The organism is Amycolatopsis sp. NPDC033938 (assembly GCF_055575975.1).
The window spans coordinates 154,212-168,203 of sequence record NZ_JBVIRO010000003.1 but is presented as its reverse complement, the minus strand read 5'-3'; the positions used below and the strand labels follow the sequence as shown (position 1 = coordinate 168,203).

The 13,992-nt window shown below is 69.7% G+C and carries 18 protein-coding genes; 8 read left to right on the top strand and 10 right to left on the bottom strand.

Translation table 11 applies throughout. The annotated features are described in order from the left end of the window. The first annotated feature begins 217 nt into the window (after positions 1-217). Together ACZ5ZX_RS10715 and ACZ5ZX_RS10710 are read left to right on the top strand one after the other, a co-directional pair. Entirely contained in the window at positions 218-730 is a 513-nt protein-coding gene (locus ACZ5ZX_RS10715; protein ID WP_465501772.1) for a hypothetical protein, read from the top strand. A 23-nt stretch (positions 731-753) separates the two neighbouring features. Next, the gene (locus tag ACZ5ZX_RS10710; RefSeq protein WP_465501771.1) at positions 754-1,137 is read left to right on the top strand and encodes a hypothetical protein; all 384 of its coding nucleotides are present in this window, start codon (positions 754-756) and stop codon (positions 1,135-1,137) included. Positions 1,138-1,265: 128 nt separating this feature from the next. Here ACZ5ZX_RS10710 and ACZ5ZX_RS10705 read toward each other — a convergent pair whose 3' ends face one another. Continuing rightward, positions 1,266-2,162: a hypothetical protein gene (locus tag ACZ5ZX_RS10705; RefSeq protein ID WP_465501770.1), complete on the bottom strand. Its 897-nt coding sequence runs from the start codon at positions 2,160-2,162 to the stop codon at positions 1,266-1,268. A 173-nt stretch (positions 2,163-2,335) separates the two neighbouring features. Between ACZ5ZX_RS10705 and ACZ5ZX_RS10700 the strand changes: the two genes are divergently transcribed. Genes ACZ5ZX_RS10700 through ACZ5ZX_RS10685 form a run of 4 tightly spaced genes read left to right on the top strand, consistent with a single transcriptional unit; the run spans position 2,336 to position 6,118 of the window. Then, positions 2,336-3,322, top strand: a complete 987-nt coding sequence (locus ACZ5ZX_RS10700; protein WP_465501769.1) for an adenylate cyclase — start codon at positions 2,336-2,338, stop codon at positions 3,320-3,322. Positions 3,323-3,324: 2 nt separating this feature from the next. Then, entirely contained in the window at positions 3,325-4,299 is a 975-nt protein-coding gene (locus ACZ5ZX_RS10695) for a hypothetical protein (protein ID WP_465501768.1), read from the top strand. Further along, on the top strand, positions 4,296-5,489 hold the full coding sequence (locus ACZ5ZX_RS10690) for an adenylosuccinate synthetase (RefSeq protein ID WP_465501767.1): 1,194 nt from the start codon (positions 4,296-4,298) through the stop codon (positions 5,487-5,489). The genes ACZ5ZX_RS10695 and ACZ5ZX_RS10690 overlap by 4 nt, the downstream gene beginning before the upstream one ends. Continuing rightward, entirely contained in the window at positions 5,486-6,118 is a 633-nt protein-coding gene (locus tag ACZ5ZX_RS10685; protein ID WP_465501766.1) for an NUDIX hydrolase, read from the top strand. Before ACZ5ZX_RS10690 ends, ACZ5ZX_RS10685 begins: the two co-directional genes overlap by 4 nt. Before the next feature lie 4 nt (positions 6,119-6,122). On the opposite strand, the gene ACZ5ZX_RS10680 is transcribed toward ACZ5ZX_RS10685, so the two are convergent. From ACZ5ZX_RS10680 to ACZ5ZX_RS10670, 3 genes are all read right to left on the bottom strand, one after another. Next, the gene (locus ACZ5ZX_RS10680) at positions 6,123-6,881 is read right to left on the bottom strand and encodes a D-Ala-D-Ala carboxypeptidase family metallohydrolase (RefSeq protein WP_465501765.1); all 759 of its coding nucleotides are present in this window, start codon (positions 6,879-6,881) and stop codon (positions 6,123-6,125) included. 218 nt (positions 6,882-7,099) lie between these two features. After that, entirely contained in the window at positions 7,100-8,803 is a 1,704-nt protein-coding gene (locus ACZ5ZX_RS10675; protein WP_465501764.1) for an AMP-binding protein, read from the bottom strand. Positions 8,804-8,842: 39 nt separating this feature from the next. Further along, a complete protein-coding gene (locus ACZ5ZX_RS10670) occupies positions 8,843-9,685 on the bottom strand; it encodes a crotonase/enoyl-CoA hydratase family protein (RefSeq protein WP_465501763.1) in 843 nt (280 codons plus the stop codon). 129 nt (positions 9,686-9,814) lie between these two features. On the opposite strand from ACZ5ZX_RS10670, the gene ACZ5ZX_RS10665 reads away from it, so the two are divergent. Both ACZ5ZX_RS10665 and ACZ5ZX_RS10660 read left to right on the top strand, forming a co-directional pair. Further along, positions 9,815-10,702, top strand: a complete 888-nt coding sequence (locus ACZ5ZX_RS10665) for an alpha/beta fold hydrolase (RefSeq protein ID WP_465501762.1) — start codon at positions 9,815-9,817, stop codon at positions 10,700-10,702. Next, positions 10,692-11,252 (top strand): GNAT family N-acetyltransferase, encoded by a 561-nt coding sequence (locus ACZ5ZX_RS10660; protein ID WP_465501761.1) that lies wholly within the window; start codon positions 10,692-10,694, stop codon positions 11,250-11,252. Before ACZ5ZX_RS10665 ends, ACZ5ZX_RS10660 begins: the two co-directional genes overlap by 11 nt. Here the strand turns inward: ACZ5ZX_RS10660 and cobA are convergent. The 6 genes from cobA to rpmB form a co-directional block, all read right to left on the bottom strand. Next, a complete protein-coding gene (cobA, locus tag ACZ5ZX_RS10655) occupies positions 11,240-12,457 on the bottom strand; it encodes a uroporphyrinogen-III C-methyltransferase (protein WP_465501760.1) in 1,218 nt (405 codons plus the stop codon). The genes ACZ5ZX_RS10660 and cobA overlap by 13 nt on opposite strands. A gap of 54 nt (positions 12,458-12,511) precedes the next feature. Then, a complete protein-coding gene (locus ACZ5ZX_RS10650; RefSeq protein ID WP_465501759.1) occupies positions 12,512-12,919 on the bottom strand; it encodes an ankyrin repeat domain-containing protein in 408 nt (135 codons plus the stop codon). Between the two features lie 65 nt (positions 12,920-12,984). After that, positions 12,985-13,224, bottom strand: coding sequence for a 30S ribosomal protein S18 (rpsR, locus tag ACZ5ZX_RS10645; RefSeq protein WP_465501758.1), 240 nt, complete (start codon positions 13,222-13,224; stop codon positions 12,985-12,987). Between the two features lie 5 nt (positions 13,225-13,229). After that, positions 13,230-13,535: a 30S ribosomal protein S14 gene (gene rpsN, locus ACZ5ZX_RS10640; protein WP_465501757.1), complete on the bottom strand. Its 306-nt coding sequence runs from the start codon at positions 13,533-13,535 to the stop codon at positions 13,230-13,232. Continuing rightward, positions 13,535-13,702, bottom strand: a complete 168-nt coding sequence (gene rpmG / locus ACZ5ZX_RS10635; RefSeq protein WP_005149953.1) for a 50S ribosomal protein L33 — start codon at positions 13,700-13,702, stop codon at positions 13,535-13,537. Before rpmG ends, rpsN begins: the two co-directional genes overlap by 1 nt. Then, complete coding sequence (gene rpmB / locus ACZ5ZX_RS10630; protein WP_005149951.1) at positions 13,702-13,938, bottom strand: 50S ribosomal protein L28; 237 nt, start codon at positions 13,936-13,938, stop codon at positions 13,702-13,704. The genes rpmG and rpmB overlap by 1 nt, the downstream gene beginning before the upstream one ends. Between the last annotated feature and the right edge of the window lie 54 nt (positions 13,939-13,992).

The following is a 13,992-nucleotide window of genomic DNA, read 5'->3' as shown; positions in this document are numbered from 1 at the left end:
CGGGATTCGTCCGATCGGTTCGCGACGACAGCGGTGTGTTGTCGCGCCGTGAACGGCATGTTAATTGTCCATAGTGGACAGTTAACCGGCGGTCCTCGCGTACCGCCGCGCCGACGGCGCGATAACCTGCCGCGCATCGAACGTGGCTCAATGCCACGACATCGGGTCCGGCCGGGCCAGAATGGGCCTGCCACGACCGGCCGACGAAAGGATCGCCTTGCCCGTCTCGACGACCACGGGATCGTGGCGGCGCCTGATCGCGGTCTGCGTCGCCGCCGGAACCCTCGCCGCCTGTTCGGGCGAAGGCCCGCCACCGCCTGTCACCTCCACACCGGCTCTCCCGGCGGCCACGTCGCCTTCGAGCCCGTCCAGCGCCTCGGTGCCGCCGATCCCTTCGCAGACCGCGCCGGCTCCGTCTGCTGCCCCGAATCCCGCCCCCAAGCCGAAACCCGCTGAACCGGTACAGGGTTCGTGCGGCACGGTCACCGCGGCGAGCGGGCTGACCCTGCAGGTACTCAACGGGCCGGGGGTCTCGTGCGCGGACGCGACCGGGATCGTCGGCTCGTTCCACAAGAGGATCGCCGGACGCCAGTCCGCCGGCTCGGACGAACCGGTCAGCGAGACCGTCGACGGCTGGCTGTGCGTTTCCGGCGCACCCGCCGCGCAAGGCGGCACCAGTTGCAGCAAGGGCGAGCAGAACGTGTTCGCCGCCGTCGTCCCCGTCGAATGAACCATCCCCGAAAAGAAGGGCCCATGAAAAGCCTCTCCGTACTCCCCGCAGCGGTCGCCGTCATCCTGCTGAGCGGCTGCGGGGCCGACCCTGCCCCCTCGGCCGCGCCCGCGCCGTCCTCCCCCGCTCCCGCCGCCGACCAGGCACTCGCCGCGACGCCATGCGGTGAGATCACCGGGTTCCAGGGCGCGAAGAACAAGGTCGTCGCCCGCGGGAAGACCGAATGCGCCGAAGCGACACAGGTGCTCACGGACTACTTCGCCAAGTTGACGCCCGCCGAAGCCAACTCGCCGCAGGGGCCCGGCCCGGTGGTGATCGGCGCGTGGACGTGCGGGAGCGGGCCGAACGATCCGGTGACGAGTTGCTCGACCGAGGACGAGCGGCAGATCGAAGCGACCCGCTCCTGAGCCTCAGGCACTTCCGGCCGGCCAGGGGTGAGCCACGACTGCCTGTCCACAAAGGACACTTTCGTGACAAGGGCGTCGTGAGTGGCGATTCGGGTCGGCGCGAGGACCGGCGCGGCTTTCCTTTCGGGCTACAGCGTCAACCACGCTTCGCGGTCGCGTTCCCCGACAAGGAGATAGGCCGGCCGGTAGCCGGGCGGGACCACGAAACAGACCAGCCCCGAGGTGCCGTCGAAAGTGCCCGGAGCGCCCGCGCAGCCATCGACGCGCCGCGGTTCGCCGTGCGCGTCGGCGGACAGCTTCAGCGTGGTGTCGCCCAGCCCGGCCGCCTCGACCCGAAGCGCGAGCACCCGGAAGTCGCTCAACCACGCGGCGGCTCCTTCAGGCGGCTCCGGCACGATGCCGGTCACGCGCAGGGACAGTCCCCCGGCAACGACGGTCCCTCCTCGTCCGACCGCCGGCGGATCCCCGGCCTCACGACCGTACTTCCACAGATCCAGGACCGGACGTCCCGTCGCGTGATACGCCGTCCTGCCGAAGCCGACCGGTGTCAGCACGGCGAACGCGGCCAAGGCGGCACCGGCCAGGAGTACCGGGATCGCCCGGGGTGTCCCCAGTCGCGACGACAGCGGCCGGCGTAGCCGCCACACGGCCACGACGCCGAACGCCAGGAGCAGGCCGCCCAGTGCCATCGCCACGGTCTTCTCCCAGGGGTGATGGGCTCCCACCTCGGCGGTCGCGCCGCGCACGGACAGCACCCGGTCCGTCAGCGAGGAAAGGCGGGCGACCACGGGCTCCCCGCGGCGGAATTCCCCATTCACCGGTAGTTCGATCACGCGACGGTCTTCGGTGATCGCCCGGACCTCATAGGTGGTGTGCGGGCCGTTCTGTCCTTCCGTGATCGTGAAGTCCGACTCGCTGACCACCGCGCGCACGACGTGGGTCCCGCCCAGCCCCTCGGCGGCCCATCGGCCGACGAAGGCCGCGAGCAACCCCAGCACGATCCCGAGCACGGCCAAGCCCGCCACAGCCCGGGTCCGCTGCTCACTGTCTCGGGACTTTTCCTGGAATATCACCGATCACCCCCGCACGGTCGCTCGAGGGTAGGCATCGGCCAGAACAGCCGGGCACAGGATTTATGCCGACAAGATCTTCTTCGGGCCTCTTGTCACACCGAGTAAGAGTCGTCTAGACTCAAACTATGCTCACCAGGGACGAAGCCGTGATGGCGATCGAGAACGCGGCCGAAGCGACGGCCCTGTTCGACACCGACCCGCGGCTCGCTCACCGTCACTACCGCGCACTCGCCGCCGCGCTTCACCCCGACCGGAATCCCGGCGACTCACGCGCCCACGAGGCGTCCGCGACCCTCAATCGCCTTTATGACGAGTGGAAACGCGGCCGCGGCCAGACGGTCACCACGGCGACGTCGGCCTACCCGCTCACCCGTCCGCACGCGGTGGGCAGTATCGCGACCACGTACCGCACCACCGGACCGCATCTGGTCAAACTCGTCCGCGACCCGGCGCTGAACCCACTGATCCACGCCGAGTGGACGGCGTTGCGCACACTCGACGCCTTCACTGAGCGTCACCGATGGCTGCGCCCCTACTATCCGCGGCTGCTCGACACCTCGGGTCCGGTGGCGCGGGGCGAGCGGGCGTTCAGCGTCTTCGAGCCACTCGTCGACGGGTTCCTCACTCTCGCCGACGTGGGGAAAGCCTTCCCGGACGGTCTCGACGGCCGCGACTACGCCTGGATGCACCGGCGTCTCCTGCGCGCCGTGGCGGGAGCGCACCGGGCGGGCGTCGTCCATGGCCATCTGACCGCGGACAACGTGCTGGTCCATCCCGGCAGGCACGGCATCGTCCTGATCGGCTGGTCCTTCGCCGTCGAAGACGGTGCGCTCCCGCTGGCGGTGGACAACTCCGCCGACTATCCACCCGAAGTCCACAAAGGACTGCCGATGACCCCGGCCACCGACGTGCACATGCTCCACCGGCTGATGCTTTCCCTGCTGGCACCCGGAGAAACCCGCCAACGCGAGTTCGCCAGGTGGTGCACCCAGGAAGCCCCCGGACAACGGCCCGACGCCGTCGATCTGCTCGACGAATACGACGACCTGATCGGCGAGCTGTACGGCCCCCGCACCTTCCGACCCTTCACCATCCCCGAGACAGGAGCCTGACCATGGGACACGGACACTGGGACGACAACGCCTACGCCGCCGCGAAAACCTTCCGCGCGGCCAAGGGCGAGGACGATTTCGGCTACACCGCCGGCCTCCGCTCGAAGCCCGCGAAAGAGTGGAAGGTCGCGCCCGCGCTCGATCCGCTGAACGCCGTCCGGGAATGCCGGGATTCGGCCGAGCACGCCGATTCGACGCCGATCGCGGTGCTGTTCGACGTCACCGGCTCGATGCGCCGGGTACCGCGGGTCATGCAGGGAAAGCTCGGCAAACTGCACGGATTGCTGAAGCGCCGCGGCTATCTGGCCGATCCGCAGGTCCTGTTCGGCGCGATCGGCGACGCGGACAGCGACCGGGTGCCGTTGCAGGTCGGGCAGTTCGAGTCGGACAACCGGATGGACGAGCAGCTGCGCACGATCTTCCTCGAAGGCGGTGGCGGCGGGCAGAAGAGCGAATCCTACGAACTGGCCGCCTATTTCATGGCACGGCACGTGGTCACCGACGCGTGGCGGAAACGCGGCCGCAAGGGCTACCTGTTCCTCATCGGCGACGAGCTGAACAAGCCCGCGCTGGAGGCACGCCATCTCCGCCGGGTGATCGGTGACGACGTGCGGGAGGACATCGATCCCGCGTCGGTGTACCGGGAGCTCGCCCGCAAGTGGCATGTCTACTTCGTGCTGCCGAACCAGTCTTCGTACTACAACGACCCGGAGATCGGCGAACACTGGAGCGGCCTGCTCGGCCAGAACTTCCTCAAACTCGACGACCCCGGCGCGGTGTGCGAGCTGATCGCGGCCACCATCGGGGTGGAGGAGCAGGTCGTCGACGTCGACCGGGCGCTCGCCGATCTCGCGGACATCGGTTCGGCCGCCGAAAGCGCGGCGGTCGGCAAGGCACTGGCGAGGCTCGGAAGCCGGACGGTCGTCACCTCGGCGGTGCCCGAGCCCGGCGGTCCGGACCACGTGGTGCTGCGATGAGTCTCCTGGACGGGCACGTGGTGGTGGTCGGGCTCGGTTTCGGCGACGAAGGCAAGGGAGCCGTGGTCGACGCGCTCTGCGCCGACCGGCCCACCACCGCCGTCGTCCGGTTCAACGGCGGCGCGCAAGCCGCGCACAACGTCGTCGAGAGCGGACGGCACCACACGTTCAGCCAGTTCGGGGCGGGCACCTTCGCGGACGTGCCCACCCATCTGTCGCGCTTCGTCCTGGTCGAACCGTTCGCGCTGGCCGCCGAAGCCCGGCAGCTCGAAACCGTCGGCGTCGCGGATCCGTTGTCGATGCTGAGCGTCGACGGACGAGCGCTGCTGACCACCCCGTTCCACATTCACGCCAACCGGGCGCGGGAGGACGCCCGCGGCGCGAAACGGCATGGCTCGTGCGGGAAAGGCATCGGCGAGACCGTCTGGTACTCGCTGCTGTCCGGGGCCGCCCCGGGTGACCGGGTGGAGAACCAGGAGGTGATCGGGACACCGGGCGAAGCGCCCACGGTCGCCGACTGCGCCCGGCCGTCGGTGCTGCGGCGCAAACTGGACGCGCTCGCGCGGTTCTACGCGCCGCTCGCCACCCCGCCGCACGGAGTGGGCGAGCTGGTTGCCCTGTACCGCGATTTCGCGGACGCGGTGCGGATCACCGAAGGCGACGAGACGGGACGGCTCGCCGACAACGGCCGCGTGGTCTTCGAGGGAGCGCAGGGGGTTCTCCTCGATCAGCACCACGGATTCCATCCGCATACGACGTGGTCCACGACCACCCCGCACAACGCCCGCACGCTGCTGGGCGGGCGTCCGCACACCGTGCTGGGCGTGACGCGGACGTATCTCACCCGGCACGGCGCGGGGCCGCTTCCCACCGAGTCCGCTTCCGTGCTCGCCCGTTTTCCCGAGGCGCACAACGGCACCGGGGAGTACCAGGGCGCGTGGCGGGCGGGGCATCTCGACGCGGCGCTGCTGGACTACGCGATCGCGGCCTGCGAAGGCGTGGACGCGTTCGCGGTGACCCACCTCGACGCGGCGGGGCTGAAGGTCGTGCCGGGGGACGGCTCCCCCGCCGTCGACCTGCCGGATCCGCTGGCCTGGTTCGGTGCCCGGCTGCCGGTGGCCGTCGCCGGGTACGGCCCGGACAGGGCCGGTTACCGGGTCACGGAAGCAAGGTCGACAATCTACGCGTGATCGACTCGACTCCGGTGTCCGTCGACGTGCTGGTGGTGCGGTTCGACCCCGGCGCGCGAACCGTCCTGCTGGGAATCGCGCCGCGTGCCGCCGAGCCGTTCGAAGGGGAACTCGCCTTGCCCGGGGTGCTGCTCGGGCTCGGGGAACGGCTGAGGGACGCCGCGGGCCGGGCGGCGGTCACCAAACTCGGGCTGCCTTCGGACGCGCTCTCGGCGACGGGCCAGCTCATCACCTTCGACGAGCCGAATCGAGACCCTCGTGGTCCGACCCTCTCCATCGCCTTGTGGGCCACCACGGATCCCGCGCTCGACGAGCACGGGACCGTGGTGTGGACTCCGCTGGACGCGGTGCCGCCGCTGGCGTTCGACCACGACCGGATCGTGGCGGACTGCCGCCCGCTGCTGGCCGACCGGCTGTGGCGGGACGTCGCTTTCACCGCCGGGCTGCTAGGGCCGACCTTCACCACCGCGCAAGCTCTCGACGCGACCGAAGCGCTGACCGGGGACCGCCCCTATCCGGCCAATCTGGGCCGGATCATGGAACGGGTCCCCGGGTTGCGCAGGACCACCGAGCACGCGGCCGCCCTCCCGAAAGGAGGACGGCCGCCTTCGCTCTGGCGCTGGGAGTGACGGGTCAGATCCCGCAGGAGGACGCCGACCAGAACCGGCTGGACCGGTGCGCCACATGCGTGTGATCGTCGTGGCCGGGGTAGCCCGGTCCGAGGATCTCGCTGAACCCGTGGTTGCGAGCCTGCTTCGCCAGCCCGCAGAAGCCCTGCGAACCCGCGCCGAGGTCGACCGCGTCCCCGTAGAGGTGACGGCTGTTCGTCGCCCCGCCGACCGCGTTGTTGCAGGCGACGCTGCGGAAGCCGCCGTTGACGTCGATCGGCCGGTCGCCCATGGCGTGCCGCATCGCCTGCAACTTCCACATCGACACGAGCGCGTTGGCCTTCGCCGTCGCGGCCGGGACGTTGCCGCCCGACCAGTCCGAGTTGCACCGGTTCAGTTCCGCGTAGGTGAAGTTGACCGGCGTGCAGTCGTCGTCCTGCAACTCGTAGATCTTCGCGAACGTGGCCGATCCGGCGATGCCGTCCGCGCCCAGCCCGTACGCCTGCTGGAACCGGGTGACGGCGGCCTTGGTACCCGCGCCGAACTGGCCGTCGAGGGCCAGCACTCCGCCGTAACCGGGGTAACCGGCGACCCGGATCTGCAGCTGCCGGACGTCGTCGCCGGAGGCGCCCTCGGACAGGGTGCGCCCCCAGGTGTAACAGGCGTCGGCGGCGGCGACGTCGCCCGCCGTCACCGGGCCCGGATCGGCGGCGGCCGGAGCGGCCACCGCGGTGCCGAGCCCGGCCACGAGGGCGAGCATCGGCAGGAGAAGACGAATGCGCATGACAGGAACACCTTTCAAGGCAGGGAAGGTGAGTCCCGTGACCCCCACGGGATGTCAACGATTCACTACCTCGGAGGCTAACGCGTCTTCAGGTGCCGCACTGTGGTTCGTTCGACCCACACGGCCGCCGGGCGCCGGGGTCCGAGTGGCGCGTGAAGGCCCCCTTACCTCGGCTGAGCCGAGGGAAGGGGGCCTTCACGCGCACCTGTTATGACTGGTCAGCTCTTCAGCTGCGGAAAGTCCTCTTCGCGGAACTCCCCCGCCGGCCGCTCGCCGGTTTCGGTCTCGCGGCCCCGCAGCTCGACCCGGCGGATCTTGCCGGAGATCGTCTTCGGCAGTTCCGCGAACTCCAGCCGCCGGATCCGCTTGTACGGCGCCAAATGCTCACGGCAGAAGGCCAGGATGGACACCGCGGTCCCGGCGGTCGGCTCATGCCCGTCGGTGAGGACGACGTACGCCTTCGGCACCGCGAGCCGGATCGGGTCGGGCGCCGGGACCACGGCCGCCTCGGCGACGGCTGGGTGTTCCAGCAGGACGCTTTCCAGTTCGAACGGCGAGATCCGGTAGTCCGACGCCTTGAAGACGTCGTCGGTCCGGCCCACGTAGGTGATGTAGCCGCGTTCGTCGATCGACCCGACGTCGCCGGTGTGGTAGAAGCCGTTCGCGAAGGCCGCGGCGGAGCGTTCCTCGTCGTCCGCGTATCCGGTCATCAGCCCGACCGGGCGCTTGTCCAGGTCCAGACAGATCTCGCCCTCTTGCGCGCGCTCACCGGTGACCGGGTCGACGAGCGCGACCGTGAACCCGGGCAGCGGGCGGCCCATCGACCCCGGCACGACCTCCTGGCCGGGAGTGTTGGCGATCTGGACGCTGCTCTCCGTCTGGCCGAAACCGTCGCGAATCGTGACGCCCCAAGCCTTTCGGACCTGGTCGATCACCTCGGGATTGAGCGGCTCACCCGCGCCGACCACCTTGCCCGGCGGGGTCTTCAGCACGGAAAGGTCCGCCTGGATCAGCATCCGCCACACCGTCGGCGGGGCGCAGAAACTGGTGATGCCGCAGCGCTGCATCTGCGCCATCAGGGAAACCGCGTCGAAGCGCGCGTAGTTGTAGAGGAACACCGTCGCCTCGGCGTTCCAGGGTGCGAAGACGTTGCTCCACGCGTGTTTCGCCCAGCCCGGCGAGGAGATGTTGAGGTGGACGTCGCCCGGTTCGAGGCCGATCCAGTACATGGTGGACAGATGGCCGACCGGGTACGAGACCTGCGTGTGCTGCACCAGTTTCGGCTGCGCGGTCGTACCCGAGGTGAAGTACAGCAGGAGCGGGTCGTCCGCCGCGGTCGGCCCGTCCGGGGTGAACTCGTCCGGCTGCTCGTAGGCGTCCACGAAGGACTGCCAGCCCTCGACCCGCTGGCCGACGGCGATCCGGGTGTAGCCACCGTCGACGTTCTCGAACTTGTACGCGTCGGCGGAGCGGATCACCACGTGTTTCGCCGCGCCCCGCTCGACCCGGTCGGTGAGGTCCGCCGGGCCGAGCAGGGTCGAGGCCGGGATGATGACCGCGCCCAGTTTGATCGCGGCGAGGATCGTCTGCCACAGCTCGCCCTGGTTGCCCAGCATCAGGATCAGCCGGTCGCCCCGGCGGACGCCGAGTGAGCGCAGCCAGTTCGCGACCTGGTTCGACCGGCGGGCCATCTCCGGATAGGTCCAGCGGTTCTCGGCGCCGTCCTCTTCGACGATCCACAGCGCGTACCGGTCCTGATTGGCCGGATCGGCCGCGATGACGTCGAACCAGTCCAGCGCCCAGTTGAACTCGGCGGGCCGGGGCCAGGTGAACTCGCGATACGCGGTTTCGTAGTCCTCGCGATGGGTCTGCAGGTAGTCCCGCGCCTCGCGGAACGTGCGGTGTGCCTCCGAAGCGCTCACGTTCGTCCTCCTGGTCCGCCGGGTGGCCGCGGGTTCTTTCTACTCTCCCTTGAACTCGGGCGCGCGCCGCTCGAGAAACGCCTGCACGGCCTCGGCGAGGTCCTTGCTCGGCAGGAACGCGGCGTTCCAGGCCGAGACGTAACGCAGGCCCTCGGCGACCTGGCGTTCGGTGTTGGCCGAAAGGACGTTCTTGGTGCCCTGTACGACCAGCGGCGGGTTGGCGGCGATCTCCTGCGCCATCTTGCGCGCTTCGGCCAGCAGCGTCTCCTGGTCCGCGTAGACGTCGTTGACCAGGCCGATCTTCTCCGCACGGGCGGCGTCGACGTCCTTGCCGGTCAAGGCCAGTTCGCGCAGGTGCCCCTCACCGATGATCGGCGCGAGCCGCTGCAGGCTGCCGAGGTCGGCGACGATCGCGACCTTGACCTCCCGCACGCTGAACTTCGCGTCCGCGCTCGCCAGCCGCACGTCGGCGGCCGCGATCACGTCGACGCCACCACCGATGCACCAGCCGGAAACGGCCGCGATGACCGGTTTGCGGCATTCGGCGATCGAGGACACGCTCGCCTGCAGGGTCTTGACCTCGTCGAGGAACTTCGTCCGCGGGCCGGCGAGCGCGTCGCCGCCGAGCATTTCGCCCCAGCTGGGCATCATCGCCGGCAGGTCGAGCCCGTAGGAGAAGTGTTTGCCGCCGCCGGTCAGCACGACCGCCCTGACCTGGGGGTCCGCGTCGAGCGCGCGGAAGACGATCGGCAGCTCGCGCCAGAAGTCGGGGCCCATCGCGTTGCCCTTGGACGGGCCGAGCAAGGTTACTTCGGCGACGTGCCCGTCGATCTCCACCTTGAGCGAAACGAGATCGGGAAGACTGTCAGCTGTAGCGGTCATGGGGTCATCTTGACTCATGACATTGACAGCCTGCCAACGGCCACTGTGCCCGAGGGGGCCCGAGATGCTTTCCTGGTACTACCGAGTACTACCGGCGAGTACACGATGATGGACGAAGGACGGTGGGAGATGAGCCCGGCCAGTAGCGCCACCGCGGTCGCCGACCTGCCCGCACTGATCCCCGGACGGAAGCGGGAACGCTCTTCCCGGCCGATCGAGCTGTCGGGGTCCTTCACTCATGAAGGGCACCGGCTCGCCTACACCGAGTTCGGCTCGGGCGACCGGGTGGTCGTGCTCACCCACGGCATCATGCTGACCAGGCGGATGCACGCCCCGCTCGCCCGCAGGCTGGCGCGCGCCGGCTTCCGGACCGTGACCCTCGACCTGCTCGGTCACGGCGACTCGGACCGGCCGACCGACTCGTGGCTGTACTCGATGCCCGCGTTCGCGGAGCAGACCGTCGCGCTGCTCGACCATCTGGAGATCGACTCCGCGGTCGTCGGCGGGACGTCGCTGGGGGCCAACGTCGCGCTCGAAGTGGGGGTCGCCGCGCCCGGACGCGCGCTCGGCCTGATCGTCGAGATGCCCGTGCTGGACAACGCGATCGTCGCCGGGCTGATCACGTTCACACCCTTGCTCATGGCGGCCCGGTTCCTGCCGGTGACCGTGCAGGGGGTGGCGCTGGCCGCGAAACTCGTCCCGCACGGCAACCAATGGGTCGACGTGGTCACCGACACACTGTCCCAGCAGCCCGCGTCGATGGCCGCGCTCCTGCACGGCGTGCTCTTCGGCCGGATCGCGCCACCCAAGTCGATCCGGCGGAAGATCGAGACCCCGGCGCTGGTCATCGGGCACGAACGCGACCCGATCCATCCCTTCGGCGACGCCGACACGCTGGCCGCGGACATGCCGGCCGCCGAGTTCGTCCAGGCGAGGAGCCCGGTCGAGCTGCGGTTCGACCCGAGCCGCCTGACCGAGGCCATCGCCGAGTTCTCGGCGCGCTGCCATGACCGTTGAACCGGCGGCGACCCGGGACACGGGCGCGGAGGAGCTGCGGACCGAACGGCTGCTCCTTCGCCGTCCCACGCCCGAAGACCTAGACGCGATCTACGCCCTCCACACCGATCCGGAGGCCTGCGCGCACAACCCCTCGGACATGGTGGAGACCCGCAAGGACGCGGAACTGCTGCTGCTCCGCTGGTCGCACCAGTGGGACCGGTACGGCTTCGGGTACTGGACGGTCCGGCGGCAGGATTCGCCGGAGCCGATGGGGTTCTGCGGGGTGAAGATCGTCGGCTACCGGCGACACGCGGTCCTGAACCTCTTCTACCGGTTCTTCCCGTCCTCCTGGGGTGCCGGATACGCCAGCGAGGCCGCCACCGCCGCGGTGGACTGGGCGCGTGCCCACCGGCCGGACGACCTCGTCATCGCCCGCGTCCGGCCGGAGAACATCGCGTCACAGCGGGTCGCCGTCCGGGCCGGTCTGATCCGGGCCAGCGACTTCGACACCCCAGGCGACGACGGGGCCGACTGGTTCTACATCTCCGACTGGGATCAGGAGAGCTGAGCCAGCCCCGCCACCGGGCCGAAGACGATCACCGCGGGCGGCCGCACCCCGGCCGCGGCCGCGTCATCGACCACACTGTCCAAAGTGGATCGAAGAACCCGCTGCGTGCGCATCGTGCCGTCTTCGATGATCGCGACCGGCGTGTCCCCTGGCCGCCCCTCCAGGAGCGCCTTCGTGAACAGCGGAAGGCGTTCCACGCCCATCATCAGCACGATCGTGCCGCGCATCTTCGCCAGCAGATCCCAGTCCACCAGTGACTTCTCGTCGTCCGGCGCCACGTGCCCGGACACCACCACGACCTCGTGGGCGACCCCGCGGTGGGTCACCGGGACGTCCGCGGCGGCGGGCACGGAGAACGCGCTCGTGATACCGGGGACCATCGTCACCGGGATACCCGCTTCGGCGCAGGCGAGGACCTCTTCGAAGCCGCGGCCGAACAGGTACGGGTCGCCGCCCTTGAGCCGCACGACGAACTTGCCCGCCTTGGCCCGGTCGATCAGCGTGGAGTTGATCACGTCCTGGCTGGCGGCGCGGCCGTACGGGATCTTCGCGGCGTCGACGATCTCGACCTCGGGTGAGAGCTCGTCGAGCAGTTCGCGCGGGGCGAGCCGGTCGGCGACGACGACGTCGGCCCTGGCGAGGAGACGGCGGCCGCGGACGGTGATCAGTTCCGGGTCGCCGGGGCCACCGCCCACCAGCGCGACGCCGGGAAGGTCGCCGTGGGCCTCCGGCACACGGCCGTCGGCGACGGTGCCGTCACGGAGGCCGTCGAGAATGCTGTCCCGGACGGTGGCCGACCGCAGCGGCTCGCCACCGGAAAGGACGCCGACCAGCAGTCCGCCGTGCCTGCCCGAGGCAGGCGTGACCGCGCTGCCGAGGTCTCCGTCGTCGGCACGGACGCAGAACACGCGCGCACGCTCGGCCTCGGCGCAGACGGCGGCGTTGACCTCGGGGTCGTTCGTACACGCCAGCGCGTACCAGGCGTCGGCGAGGTCGCCTTCGGTGTAGCGGCGCTCATGCCAGACGATCTCCCCCGCGTCGGCCATGGCGCTCACTGACGGCGTCGTATGCGGTGAGACCAGTTCGACCCGCGCGCCGGCGCCGATCAACCGCGGCAGGCGGCGCTGGGCGACCGTCCCGCCACCGATCATCACGACACGACGGCCGGCCAGGTCGAGGCCGGAGAGGTAATGCGGGTCATCCATGCGGGGCAGTGTAAGGATTCAGTGGCCCGGACCGCGATCCGAGTGAGAACCGCCTCAGCGTTCCAGCAGGGCCAGCAGCCCGGTGTTGCCGAACATCCTGGCCGCGTCGATCGCGGACGGCTCCCCCGCCGCCGGGTCCGCACCGCCCGCGAGGAGCGCTTTCACGACCTCGGGTTCGTTCTTGAAGACCGCGCCGGCGAGCGGGCTCTGGCCGCGGTCGTTCTCCCGGTTCGGATCGGCGCCGCGCTCGATCAGCGCCGCGACGGTCTCCGCGTGGCCGTGATAAGCGGCGAGCATGACCAGCGTGTCACCCCTGTCGTTGGTCAGATTCGCCGAGACGCCCGCGTCGACGTACGCGGCGAGATCCGCTGTCGCCCCCGATCGGGCGAAGCCGAACACCTTCGCCCACAGCGCCAGCAGTTCGGGATCGAATTCCTCGGCCTGCCCGGGGTTCTCCGTCATGGCGCCGATTCTCCCACAGGGGCCGCGGTCCGGGCGGTGCGTGAACACCGCCCGGACCTCAGGCCTCAGCGGCCGGCGTTGGGGTAGGGAAGCAACGCCATCTCACGGGCGTTCTTGATCGCCGTCGCGACCTGTTTCTGCTGCCGCGGCGTCAATCCGGTGACCCGGCGGGCGCGGATCTTGCCCCGGTCGGAGATGAACTTCCGCAGCAGGTCGACGTCCTTCCAGTCGACCTCGGTGATCTTGTTGGCGTGCAGCAGGTTCGTCTTGCGCTTGAGGGGGCGGTCCCGGGTCGGTCGTGCCATCGCCCTCACCAGCTCGACTTCGTGACGCCGGGCAGTTCGCCACTGTGTGCCATCTGCCGCATCCGGACGCGGGAGAGCCCGAATTTCCGCAGGTAGCCGCGCGGGCGACCGTCGGCGGTGTCGCGATTGCGGATCCGGGTCGCGCTGGCGTCGCGCGGCATCGCCTGCAGCGCGGACACCGCGGCGGCCTTCTCCTCCGGCGAAGCGGACGGCGAGGCGATGGTGGCCTTCAGCGCACGCCGTCGTTCGACGTAGCGGGCGGCGATCACCTTGCGCTGTTCGTTCTTGGCGATCTTCGACTTCTTGGCCATCAGCGCTCCTCCTTGAACTCGACGTGCTTGCGCGCTACCGGGTCGTATTTGCGCAGCACCATGCGGTCCGGGTCGTTCCGGCGGTTCTTCTTCGTGACGTAGGTGTAGCCGGTGCCGGCGGTCGAGCGGAGCTTGATGATCGGCCGGATGTCGGTGCTCTTGGCCATCAGAGCTTCACCCCTTTCGCGCGAAGTTCGGCCACCACGGCCTCGATCCCCCGCTTGTCGATGGTCTTCATGCCCTTCACCGAGACCCGCAGCCGGACCCAGCGCCCTTCGCTCGGCACGAAGTACCGCTTGGCCTGCAGATTCGGCTCCCAGCGCCGGGACGTGCGGCGATGCGAATGCGACACCTGCTTCCCGTAGCCCGGCTTGCGGCCGGTGACCTGGCACACGGCGGACATACACCCTCCCGAGTTGATATCGGTTGTCGTTTTCATTTACTCTACACAGCCGAA

Bases quoted from the DNA above. Each gene is read 5' to 3' on its own strand.
- ACZ5ZX_RS10710 (WP_465501771.1), top strand. From the start codon at position 754: ATGAAAAGCCTCTCCGTACTCCCCGCAGCGGTCGCCGTCATCCTGCTG.
- ACZ5ZX_RS10700 (WP_465501769.1), top strand. From the start codon at position 2,336: ATGCTCACCAGGGACGAAGCCGTGATGGCGATCGAGAACGCGGCCGAA.
- ACZ5ZX_RS10695 (WP_465501768.1), top strand. From the start codon at position 3,325: ATGGGACACGGACACTGGGACGACAACGCCTACGCCGCCGCGAAAACC.
- ACZ5ZX_RS10690 (WP_465501767.1), top strand. From the start codon at position 4,296: ATGAGTCTCCTGGACGGGCACGTGGTGGTGGTCGGGCTCGGTTTCGGC.
- ACZ5ZX_RS10680 (WP_465501765.1), bottom strand. From the start codon at position 6,881: ATGCGCATTCGTCTTCTCCTGCCGATGCTCGCCCTCGTGGCCGGGCTC.
- ACZ5ZX_RS10670 (WP_465501763.1), bottom strand. From the start codon at position 9,685: ATGACCGCTACAGCTGACAGTCTTCCCGATCTCGTTTCGCTCAAGGTG.
- ACZ5ZX_RS10665 (WP_465501762.1), top strand. From the start codon at position 9,815: ATGAGCCCGGCCAGTAGCGCCACCGCGGTCGCCGACCTGCCCGCACTG.
- ACZ5ZX_RS10660 (WP_465501761.1), top strand. From the start codon at position 10,692: ATGACCGTTGAACCGGCGGCGACCCGGGACACGGGCGCGGAGGAGCTG.
- cobA (WP_465501760.1), bottom strand. From the start codon at position 12,457: ATGGATGACCCGCATTACCTCTCCGGCCTCGACCTGGCCGGCCGTCGT.
- ACZ5ZX_RS10650 (WP_465501759.1), bottom strand. From the start codon at position 12,919: ATGACGGAGAACCCCGGGCAGGCCGAGGAATTCGATCCCGAACTGCTG.
- rpsR (WP_465501758.1), bottom strand. From the start codon at position 13,224: ATGGCACGACCGACCCGGGACCGCCCCCTCAAGCGCAAGACGAACCTG.
- rpsN (WP_465501757.1), bottom strand. From the start codon at position 13,535: ATGGCCAAGAAGTCGAAGATCGCCAAGAACGAACAGCGCAAGGTGATC.
- rpmG (WP_005149953.1), bottom strand. From the start codon at position 13,702: ATGGCCAAGAGCACCGACATCCGGCCGATCATCAAGCTCCGCTCGACC.
- rpmB (WP_005149951.1), bottom strand. From the start codon at position 13,938: ATGTCCGCCGTGTGCCAGGTCACCGGCCGCAAGCCGGGCTACGGGAAG.